13 protein-coding genes are annotated in these 10,356 nt (G+C 47.1%); 9 read left to right on the top strand and 4 right to left on the bottom strand.

Annotation, left to right across the window (positions count from 1 at the left end; genetic code table 11):
- The first annotated feature begins 11 nt into the window (after positions 1-11).
- From cyoC to KRX19_03350, 6 genes are read left to right on the top strand one after another with little or no spacing between them, the layout of a single operon-like run.
- Positions 12-641, top strand: a complete 630-nt coding sequence (cyoC, locus tag KRX19_03325) for a cytochrome o ubiquinol oxidase subunit III (GenBank protein MBV7434048.1) — start codon at positions 12-14, stop codon at positions 639-641.
- Entirely contained in the window at positions 638-976 is a 339-nt protein-coding gene (cyoD, locus tag KRX19_03330; GenBank protein ID MBV7434049.1) for a cytochrome o ubiquinol oxidase subunit IV, read from the top strand. The genes cyoC and cyoD overlap by 4 nt, the downstream gene beginning before the upstream one ends.
- 2 nt (positions 977-978) lie before the next feature.
- Positions 979-1,872 (top strand): heme o synthase, encoded by an 894-nt coding sequence (cyoE, locus tag KRX19_03335; GenBank protein ID MBV7434050.1) that lies wholly within the window; start codon positions 979-981, stop codon positions 1,870-1,872.
- Positions 1,869-2,519, top strand: a complete 651-nt coding sequence (locus KRX19_03340) for an SCO family protein (GenBank protein ID MBV7434051.1) — start codon at positions 1,869-1,871, stop codon at positions 2,517-2,519. The genes cyoE and KRX19_03340 overlap by 4 nt, the downstream gene beginning before the upstream one ends.
- Positions 2,506-2,955: a copper chaperone PCu(A)C gene (locus KRX19_03345; protein MBV7434052.1), complete on the top strand. Its 450-nt coding sequence runs from the start codon at positions 2,506-2,508 to the stop codon at positions 2,953-2,955. Before KRX19_03340 ends, KRX19_03345 begins: the two co-directional genes overlap by 14 nt.
- A 25-nt stretch (positions 2,956-2,980) precedes the next feature.
- A complete protein-coding gene (locus KRX19_03350) occupies positions 2,981-3,469 on the top strand; it encodes a hypothetical protein (GenBank protein MBV7434053.1) in 489 nt (162 codons plus the stop codon).
- Here KRX19_03350 and KRX19_03355 read toward each other — a convergent pair.
- The 3 genes from KRX19_03355 to sucC all read right to left on the bottom strand — a co-directional run bounded on the left by KRX19_03355 (position 3,466) and on the right by sucC (position 6,248).
- Positions 3,466-4,104 carry a DUF2459 domain-containing protein gene (locus KRX19_03355; GenBank protein MBV7434054.1) on the bottom strand — a complete coding sequence of 213 codons (639 nt, stop codon included), beginning with the start codon at positions 4,102-4,104 and terminating at the stop codon, positions 3,466-3,468. The genes KRX19_03350 and KRX19_03355 overlap by 4 nt on opposite strands.
- A gap of 99 nt (positions 4,105-4,203) precedes the next feature.
- Positions 4,204-5,076 (bottom strand): succinate--CoA ligase subunit alpha, encoded by an 873-nt coding sequence (gene sucD, locus KRX19_03360; protein ID MBV7434055.1) that lies wholly within the window; start codon positions 5,074-5,076, stop codon positions 4,204-4,206.
- Positions 5,077-5,087: 11 nt separating this feature from the next.
- The gene (gene sucC / locus KRX19_03365) at positions 5,088-6,248 is read right to left on the bottom strand and encodes an ADP-forming succinate--CoA ligase subunit beta (protein ID MBV7434056.1); all 1,161 of its coding nucleotides are present in this window, start codon (positions 6,246-6,248) and stop codon (positions 5,088-5,090) included.
- A 225-nt stretch (positions 6,249-6,473) separates the two neighbouring features.
- Between sucC and KRX19_03370 the strand changes: the two genes are divergently transcribed.
- A complete protein-coding gene (locus tag KRX19_03370; protein MBV7434057.1) occupies positions 6,474-6,878 on the top strand; it encodes an acyl-CoA thioesterase in 405 nt (134 codons plus the stop codon).
- Here KRX19_03370 and rluD read toward each other — a convergent pair.
- Positions 6,863-7,840, bottom strand: coding sequence for a 23S rRNA pseudouridine(1911/1915/1917) synthase RluD (gene rluD / locus KRX19_03375; GenBank protein ID MBV7434058.1), 978 nt, complete (start codon positions 7,838-7,840; stop codon positions 6,863-6,865). The two genes, KRX19_03370 and rluD, sit on opposite strands and share 16 nt — an antisense overlap.
- 43 nt (positions 7,841-7,883) lie before the next feature.
- On the opposite strand from rluD, the gene KRX19_03380 reads away from it, so the two are divergent.
- Positions 7,884-8,711: an outer membrane protein assembly factor BamD gene (locus tag KRX19_03380; protein ID MBV7434059.1), complete on the top strand. Its 828-nt coding sequence runs from the start codon at positions 7,884-7,886 to the stop codon at positions 8,709-8,711.
- A 126-nt stretch (positions 8,712-8,837) separates the two neighbouring features.
- Positions 8,838-10,178 carry a TIGR00366 family protein gene (locus KRX19_03385; GenBank protein MBV7434060.1) on the top strand — a complete coding sequence of 447 codons (1,341 nt, stop codon included), beginning with the start codon at positions 8,838-8,840 and terminating at the stop codon, positions 10,176-10,178.
- Positions 10,179-10,356 lie beyond the last annotated feature (178 nt).

Consider the following 10,356-nt stretch of genomic DNA (forward strand, 5'->3'; position numbering starts at 1 on the left):
GGATACAAATTATGAGTGATACAACTTTACACGGTGCTGACCTTGCTCAGCACCATGATGATCATCATGACCATGATCACCACGATGATGGCAAGCTGACGTTCGGCTTTTGGGTTTATATCCTCAGCGACAGTATGCTGTTCGCGACGATGTTTGCGACTTTTGCCGTACTCAGTAGTAGCTTTGCTTCCGGCGTACGGCCATTTGAGTTGTTCTCAATGGGTTTTGTTCTGGTTGAAACAGCCTTACTTCTTGTCAGTAGCTTTACCTTTGGTATGGCAATGATTGGCATGAATGAGAACAACATGCGCAAAATGGCAACATGGTTGGTCATTACGTTCTTGCTTGGCGCAGGCTTCCTGAGTTTGGAAATTTATGAGTTTTCACACTTGGCGCATGAAGGTGCGACACCACAAACCAGTGGCTATTGGTCTGCATTCTTCACCCTCGTCGGTATGCACGGTATGCACGTCTTTGGCGGCTTAGTATGGATGGCATTGATGATCATTCCGTTACGCCGTGATGGTTTGAGTGAGGAAAATAAAGGGCGCATCTCTTGCTTGAGTTTGTTCTGGCACTTCCTCGACGTGATCTGGATCTGTGTATTCAGCTTTGTTTATCTGATTGGAGGCATGTCATGAGTGACGAGTCATTACAACACGGCAGCGGTGAAGCCGTTGGTCATGCAAAAGATTATATTATTGGCCTGATTCTTTCTATCATATTGACTGCATTGCCTTTTGCGATGGTTATGGGTGACCTTGGTTCACAAAGCCTACAAGTGGCCGTGATTTTAGTTTGTTGTATCGCCCAGATTCTGGTGCAAATGGTATTCTTCCTGCACATGAATATGTCTTCATCGCAAATATGGAACTCAGCCAGTGCGATCTATACCGTGGTGATCTTGCTCGCCATTGTTATTGGTAGTATGTGGATATTTGAGCACCTCAATCACAATATGATGATGGGGCACTGATCGTGTTGCGCGATTATTTGGTGCTGTCCAAGCCGGGCATCATCATGGGCAACTTGATCGCGGCAGGGGCGGGGTATTTCCTCGCCGCTCAAGGTCACGTTCAGTTTGCTGTTTTGTCCTCGGTACTGCTTGGTACGGCGCTGGTCATCGCTTCGGGCTGTGTGCTTAATAACTATATTGACCGCGATATCGATAGCAAAATGCGTCGTACACAATACCGCTTGCGCACCTTTGCGCGGGTTGGTACGCGTCCGGCGTTAGTCTTTGGCGCAACCATTGGTTCATTGGGGTTGATGGTACTGGCCTGGGGAACAAACGTGCTTGCAGTTGGCTTCGCTGCGCTTGGCTTTTGGGTCTATGTTGTACTTTATAGCCTTGTGTATAAGCGCAGCAGTATCCATGGTACTTTGATCGGCTCATTGTCAGGCGCATGTCCACCAATTATTGGTTATGTGGCTGCACGTGGTCAGTTTGATACTGGCGCAGCCATTTTGCTCGCTACCTTCTGTTTTTGGCAAATTCCGCATTCTTATGCGATTGCCATTTACCGCTTCGATGACTACAAAGCAGCTAATATTCCAGTGTTGCCAGTCGCTGTTGGCGTACAGAAAGCGCGTAAGCACATGATTGCCTACATCATTGCTTTTGCAGCTGCGGTATTGATGCTGTCGTTGTTTGGCTATACTGGCGCGTTCTACTCGTTAATCATGGGTAGTATCAGCCTTTATTGGCTATATCTCGCTAAAGTCGGTTATCAAGTTGAAGCAGAGCAGCAGCTTTGGGCAAAGCGCCAGTTTATGCTGTCGATTATCGCCATTACGGCCTTTTCTATTCTCATTTCGCTGGACTATGTGCTCAGTGGTCCGGCGCAAAGCCTGATCCTACTGCAGTCATGAATGATAAAAACATTAAACTAGCCAAAATGATCATCGCTGTTTGCCTTGTCTCATTGGTAGCGATGGTCAGTTTGTATGTTGTTAATCGCGATCGACCACTTGGTGATCGCGCCCGTGCTGTTTATGAGTACGGTGGTGATTTTACGCTTGAGACGAGCCAAGGCGAGATTTCGCTGAATGATTTTGCTGGCAAAGTGTTGGTCATCTACTTTGGGTTTATGAATTGTACCGAAGCGTGTCCGGAGTCAATGGCAACGCTACAAACGGCTTTTAACCGGCTGTCAGATGAAGAGTTGGCACAAAGTGCGGGGTTATTCATCAGTGTTGACCCAGAGCGCGATAATGTCTCAGACCTTGAAGAATTTACCCAATATTTTCATCCCGCGATACTCGGTGCGACCTCGGATAAAAAGACCATTGATGCCATCACAGAAAAATATGGGGTTTTCTTCTCCTTTTCTGATCTTGATGGTTCGAACCTTAATTACACAGTGGATCACGCTTCGCGATTCTATATGGTAGATCCTAGAGGGCGCTTGCGTACTACGATGAGCCACAGTACTACGCCTAATGAGCTGGCGGCAAAAATTCGTGAATTAATCAATGAGTACAATAGTTCTACGGAGCAATCTAATGGTAGTGCGTAAGCTGATACTTTTGACTGGCTTGGGCATAATCAGCTTTGCACAAGCGGCAGTACGCACCGAGCAGGCTTTCGTTGCTACACCGATACCAGGCACGCATCTTACCGCCGTGTATGGTAATTTCATCAACGATAGTGAAGAGGCTCTCTATATCACTCATCTCAGTAGTGACAGCAGCGAGGCCGCCGAGATTCATGAACAGACGATAGATAGCAATGATATTGCCCGGATGCGGCCTATCGAGAAAATTGCCATCCCAGCTCATGACACTTTGGTTCTCAGTAAGGGTGGGGAGCACCTGATGCTGATCAATCTCAACAAAAAACTACGTGATCATGATGAGGTTACTCTTACTCTTTATTTTGAGCAGGGGGAGCCACAGCAAATTACGTTGCCTGTTCTCCGTTCTGCGAGTCAGCTTAATGATGAAAACCAGTAAATATATTTTCACTTTGGCTACAGCAATGATGGTAGCTTCTGTCCATGCTGAAACCAGCATGGCAACTGTATTGGATGAAGCAAATATCAGCCAATGTCGCAGCGAATTAATTGCAGCTGCGGATGCTGTTATTGGTAAAAATATTCATCGTCTTTATTTGCCACCATTGCAAGTTGGGCAGGATATGCCAGCCATTGCTGGCATCATTGCCTATCACGATCGCCATGCTCAAGTGCGCTTTCAGGCACAAATGGCTGATGGGCTATGTCGGATTAATGTGCGAGAAAGTTATACGTTTAGCGACGCTTGCCCGACCATCCGTACTGAAGTGTTTAAGCGTTGGGATTTGCTTGGCAAGCTTGATGAATATACTTGGGTGTTGCAAAAAGCAAAGCGCGTGCGCTACCCTCAAACGGCATATTTGAGTGATGCTATCCGCAGCCATACAAGCTGTTTGGTGACCGTTGATAGTGACATCACCGCAGCAGATTTAGCCAAAGCTGAAGAGCATTAATATTCATTGAGATACCACAATAAAGGCCGATCAAATGGTGACCATAAGGGCATGGAAATACCCAGTGCTGATATGCGCTGGCGCATCCATTCGTTACAGGTCAAAAAGGGCTGATAGTGGCCGTGGGCTGGATAAAGTAGCGGATAAGTGCCTGATGGCGTAATTGGCTCGAAAGATAAAAATTGCGCATAAATATCTTCATTCAAGCGCTGTAATTGCTTCGCGCTAAGGTAGATTGTGCGAGTATCTTGTTGCTTAAATGGTGGTGCATAGGCTGGCATGACTGCAATAACGCTGTCATCAAACCCAATTGCCCGCAATGCCTTACTGAGCGTAAGCTCGCCCCATGTGGGTACATCCTGATAAAAAGTGCGGCTGCCCCAGCCTATATAAAGATAGGGATCGTTTATGCCAAGTATTGCGGACCAGTCCATTGCAGGGCTAGCGGTCGGCAGAACCAGGTTTGCATGTACACCATTACTAACTAAATAAACCGGAAATGGATGCTCAGCATCGAAGGTATTGTCGTGGCGGTCAAAGGACGCTGGCAGTAGTGCACCAATTAATGCAGCAAATAGATATAGAGCAGGAATGGCGAGGAGCAGCAAGGTTAATTTGCGTATCAGTCTAAACACTTGGGCCTCGTATGGTCGTTTTATCAGGTTTATGGTGTCTGATCGTTATCCATAAAAAACCCGGCTGAAACAGCCGGGTTTTGCAAACAAAAGGATTGCTTATGCTTCCATTAGTTTTTTCAGGGTTTCGCCAATGTCTGCAGGTGAGCGGACAGTTGCGACACCAGCGGCTTCAAGTGCCTTGAACTTGTCATCAGCTGTACCTTTACCGCCAGCGATGATCGCACCAGCGTGGCCCATACGCTTGCCCGGAGGTGCGGTAACACCTGCGATATAAGCGACGACAGGCTTGCTGACGTTGTTCTTGATGAACTCGGCTGCTTCTTCTTCCGCGCTACCACCGATTTCGCCGACCATGACGATACCTTTGGTCTGCTCGTCTGCTTCAAAAGCAGCGAGTACGTCGATGAAGTTGGTGCCGTTAATTGGGTCACCACCGATACCGACGCAAGTAGATTGGCCAAGGCCGATCTGAGTGGTCTGGTGGACGGCTTCATAAGTCAGTGTACCTGAGCGTGAAACGATACCGACAGAACCTGGCAAGTGGATGTGACCAGGCATGATACCCATTTTGCACTCACCTGGAGTAATGACGCCAGGGCAGTTCGGGCCAATCAAGCGTACGTTAGTGCCAGAAATAGCAGCTTTGACGCGCATCATATCAAGCACAGGGATGCCCTCGGTGATACAGGCGATCACTTCGATGCCTGCATCAACGGCTTCAAGGATTGAGTCAGCCGCAAACGGAGGTGGAACGAAGATCATTGATGCGTTAGCACCTGTTTCCTTGACAGCTTCGTGGCAAGTATTGAATACAGGACGATCAAGATGGGTTTGACCACCTTTACCTGGGGTAACACCGCCGACCAGTTGTGTACCGTATGCAATAGCTTGCTCAGAGTGGAAAGTGCCCTGTGAGCCAGTGAAGCCCTGACAGATAACTTTGGTGTTCTTGTTAATGTAAATACTCATGGAATTTCCTCTTATTTCGCAGCAGCAACGGCGCGCTTGGCCGCGTCGGTGAGGTCATCGGCAGACTCGATATTCAAGCCGCTTTCGTCGAGCATTTTGCGGCCGAGTTCAACGTTGGTGCCTTGTAGGCGTGCGACGACAGGTACTTTTAAGTCGATTTCTTTGGCTGCGTTAATGATGCCTTCGGCAATCAGGTCGCAACGTACGATGCCGCCGAAGATGTTGACGAGAATGGATTTAACGTCATCAGAGCTGAGGATCAGCTTAAACGCTTCTTTAACGCGTTCAGAAGTTGCACCACCACCAACATCGAGGAAGTTTGCAGGCTCACCGCCGTGCAGTTTGACGATATCCATCGTTGCCATGGCAAGGCCGGCACCATTGACCATACAGCCGATGTTACCATCGAGTGCGACATAGTTAAGCTCTAGCTCATTTGCCTTGTTCTCACGCTCATCTTCTTGTGTTGAGTCACGCATTTCAGCGAGGTCTTTGTGGCGGTAGAGTGCATTGTCGTCGAGGCCAATTTTGGCATCAAGTGGTAACAAATCACCTGAATCAGTGACGATCAATGGGTTGATTTCGAGCATGGCAAGGTCTTTTTCAACGAACATTTTGTACAGTCCGTCGAGCAGCTTGACCAGTTGACCAGTTTGTTGCTTGTCCAAGCCCATTTCAAAGCCGAGGTAACGGCCGATATATGGTTGGTAGCCAGCAGCTGGGTCAACACCGATGCTGAGAATCTTTTCAGGAGAAGTCTCTGCGACTTCTTCGATATCCATACCACCTTCAGCAGAAGCAATGAACGATACGCGGCGTGTAGCACGGTCAACGACTGCTGAGACGTAGAGCTCGTCTACGATATTGAGCCCTTCCTCAATCAGTACCATGTTGATTGGCAAGCCGACATCGCCAGTTTGCTTGGTCTTCAAGGTATTACCAATCATGCCATCGGCATATTCACGTACTTCGTCAAGTGATTTAGCGACTTTAACGCCACCTGCTTTACCACGGCCACCTGCGTGTACTTGTGCTTTGACAACCCAAACGCTGCCGCCGAGCTCTTCAGCTGCAGTGACGGCTTCGTCTGCTGATTTGGCCAAAATACTGCGCGGAGTGTTGACGCCATATTGGCGGAACAGCGCTTTGGCTTGATATTCATGTAAATTCATATGGTCTTCTCATTGTGTTTGAAGGTTAAAACCGCCGACAATGCTATCAAAAAAGCTAACATCAGGCTATATTTGCGTGTGTTGTTGCTGTTGTAACAGCGTATAGATAAAGTCGAAAGACTGGATAAAAAGACTTGACGATGCGCATACAAACGCTACGTTATGGTGTATGGTTATATTCTTATTTGTTGATTTTATAAATGAATTTATTACTGGGTGACGGTGATGGCTAAATTTCACGCGACTAAAATGACAATCCGATGGGGCGATATGGATGCTTACGGGCATGTCAACAACACATTGTTTTTCCGCTATCTGGAAAGTGCTCGTTTTGATTTCTTTGAGCAAGTTTGTATGCCGGTGCTTGAATCAGCTCCTATGATTATTCTTGCGAAGATTGATTGTCAATTTAAAGCAGAATTGCAGTATCCAGCTGATATTGTCGTCCAAACCAGTATTTCACGCTTTGGAAATAGCAGTTTTGATGTGCATGCTGAAATTCATCAAGGTGACAAATTATGCGCTGTGTCTGAAGCGACAATGGTCTGGATCGACCGCAAAACGCGCCGGCCGGATAAAATTCCCGGCCCAGTTTGTGAGGCTATAGAGCAATATCAAGCGGGTGAGTGAGTACGCAGCACACTCAGTAATTCAGCCATGTCGGTAGGTAGTTCGGCCTCGAAAGACATGGCTTCATTAGTACCTGGGTGGGTTAGCCTTAGCTCGCAGGCATGCAGTGCTTGACGAGGGAAGTCGGCGATGGCTTTACGTTGTTCTTCATCAACGTTTTTAGGTAGCTGTGGCTTGCCTCCATAAACGGTGTCACCGACTAAAGGATGGTGTAAGTGTGCCATATGGACACGGATTTGGTGTGTACGGCCTGTTTCTAAGTTGACGCGTAGTAGTGTCAGGTCATCAAAGCGTTCTTCAATACGGTAGTGGGTGATGGCTGCTTTGCCGTCCGAGCGTACAGCCATTTTTACCCGTTCGCGATGATGGCGTCCAATAGGTTCATCAATGTCTCCACCAGCAGTGACATAGCGATGCACTAAGGCTAGATAAGTACGCCCCATACTGCGAGTCTGGAGTTGCTCAACCAAAGATGTATGCGCACGCAGACTGTGTGCAACGACCATTAATCCTGAAGTGTCTTTATCTAATCTATGAACGATGCCCGCCCGTGGCAATTCAGCGGTGGATGGGAAGTGATGTAATAAGGCATTTAACAGTGTACCGTCGCGATTGCCTGCCGCAGGGTGTACGACTAAGCCAGCTGGCTTATTGATGATGATAATGTCGTCATCCTGGTAGCGAATATCAAGCTCAATTGCCTGTGGTTGGTGTATATCATCATTTTGTAATGCGATATTTCCACTGACGACATCACCAGCAACCATGCTGTATTTTGCTTTGACTTTTTCACCGTTACAGCGAACGTCGCCACGCTTGATGCTGTCTTGCCAGCGGCTACGGGAGGCTTCTGGATAAAGTGCGGCCAATAGCATATCAAGGCGGGTGCCATGATCACTTTCGGAAGCGGTATAATCGACATGGATATGGTTTTTTTGTTCGGAGCTTTTGTCTGTAGGCATAGTTTTGCGTTTATAATGTGGCTTTGTTTTTTAAGGATGGCTTATGCAACGCGCTAGTATTGTACTCGGTCTCGCTGCTTTTGGCATGCTCGCGGGCTGCTCATTGGGTGTTCAGGATCGCACAGTCAGTTGGAGCGCCGATCAGCTTTACCGTGAAGCGAAGTCGGAGATGAACTCAGGCAACTATACGACTGCAGCAAATTATCAAACTAAATTGTTGGCTCGCTATCCTTATGGACAGCTTGCACAACAAGCATTACTCGATCTCGCTTATACCTATTATCGTGATGGCGAAAATGATAAAGCAGAAGCAACGTATGATACATTCATCCGCACCTATCCGTCTCATCCTTATATCGACTATGCCTACTACATGAAAGGCGTTGTCACTTATGAGAAGGACGTTAATCTACTAGCGCGTCTTAATCCTACTAACTTGGCTCAGACGGATCCGAAAGTTCTGCAACAAGCTTTTGAGGATTTCCGGCTCGTCGTTGATAAATTCCCAGACAGTGAATACGCAGAAGATGCACGCCTGCGTATGTTGTTTTTGAAAAACTTACTTGCACAGCATCAGCTCGAAGTTGCCGATTACTACATGCGCCGTGGCGCATATCTCGCGGCTGCCAACCGTGGTCGCAACGTGATTACCCAATTTGATGGTGCGCCAAGTGTTCCTTATGCACTAGCCTTGATGACTAGAGCATATAAGGAGCTGGGGGAAATGCAACTGTCGAATGATAGTGAGCGTATACTCAAGCTAAACTTTGCACGAAAAATTAATGACCCTGAAATTCAGCATTATCTCAATGGAGATATTTCGAAGAAGAAGAACCTATGGGAAATTATCGCATCTGAGCCCAAGATTTAACGTCTTAATCTATTTAAGACTTAATTTTAAAATAAAGCACATTTGTAAATGTGCTTTATTTTTTGCCATTTTTATAAGTTGAGTAGATAATAAGCATCCAAAATAAATAAAAAAGGAAGGTATCAGATGTTGTCAGCTCTTTCTCGCGGCTGCGTTGTTTTTGTACAGCGCTATCTACCGTCTCCGTTTGTTTTGGTGTTGGTACTGACGTTTATTGCATTTATTCTTGCAATGACGTGGACAGGCCAAAGCTTTATGGATGTGACCAATACCTGGGGTGATGGGCTTTGGTCGCTGTTGAAATTCTCTATGCAAATGGCGCTTATCCTTGTGACAGGTTCAGCCCTGGCAACAGCACCACCATTACGGCGCTTTTTAGACAAGGTGGCTGCTAAAGTACGGACGCCGGGTCAGGCAATCGTAGTTGTGACATTGGTAGCCTTGGCGGCTTGCTGGATTAACTGGGGTTTCGGCTTGGTTATTGGCGCTATTATGGCAAAAACACTAGCGAGAAATGTACGCGGTGTTGACTATCCACTGTTGGTAGCAGCGGCTTACTCTGGTTTCTTGGTTTGGCATGGTGGTTTGTCTGGGTCAATACCATTGGCTGTTGCAACAGGTGGCGAAGCACTGGAAAAAGTCTCATCAGGTGTACTTACCCAGCCAATTCCTGTTAGTGAGACGCTATTCGCGCCACTGAATCTAATTATCTTGGCATTCATGTTGGTTGGTTTGCCACTCTTGAATCGCGCCATGCAACCTAAAGTTCCGACAACAGTGGATCCGGCACTGTTTGGTGCAAATGAGGAAGAGGTGCTTCCTGCAGAGACGCCGGCACAAAAATTAGATGACAACATCATTTTGTCATTAATGCTGGTTGTTGTCGGTGCAGTTTTCTTGGGAACGTATTTCTTTAACAATGGATTTGCCCTGACGCTTAATGTGGTCATTATGCTCTTCCTGTTCTTGGGGCTTTTAGCACATAAAACTCCTAAGCGTTACATGCGTTCAGTAGTGAACAGTATGGAAGGGGTTGCAGGTATTTTGCTGCTCTTCCCATTCTATGCCGGCATTATGGCTGTCATGAATGGCGCTGGTGCGGATGGAGTATCTTTATCAGGGCAGATATCTCATGCCTTTGCAGATAGCGCAAATGCAGATAGCTTCCCTATTTTGGCATTCTTAAGTGCAGGGCTGGTCAACGTCTTTGTACCATCAGGTGGTGGGCAATGGGCTGTACAAGGTCCTATTATGATGCCTGCGGGTGATGCGTTGAACGTTGCACCACAAGTCACGGCAATGGCTATCGCATGGGGCGATGCGTGGACGAATATGATCCAGCCATTCTGGGCGCTTCCATTGCTAGGTATTGCTGGGTTGGATGCGCGAGCAATCATGGGTTATTGCCTGGTAGCATTGCTTTATTCGGGCGTTGTGATCTCAGCTTGCTTCTATTTCTTCGTATAATCCTAGTAAAAACAGCGCCAAAAGAAATAATATAATTTTTTTTGGCGCTGAGGCTTGCGTAGGCATGAGAAATGTCTATAATACGCCTCTCGCTTCACGGGGCGGCCACTAAGGCGGCACTAATGAAGCAGATCTTTAACAACAAAATAAGATAGTTTGTGCGGGTGTTTTGTGACCT

This window comes from Cardiobacteriaceae bacterium TAE3-ERU3 (assembly GCA_019218315.1).
In the GTDB taxonomy this organism is placed as follows: Bacteria; Pseudomonadota; Gammaproteobacteria; order Cardiobacteriales; family Cardiobacteriaceae; genus JAHUUI01.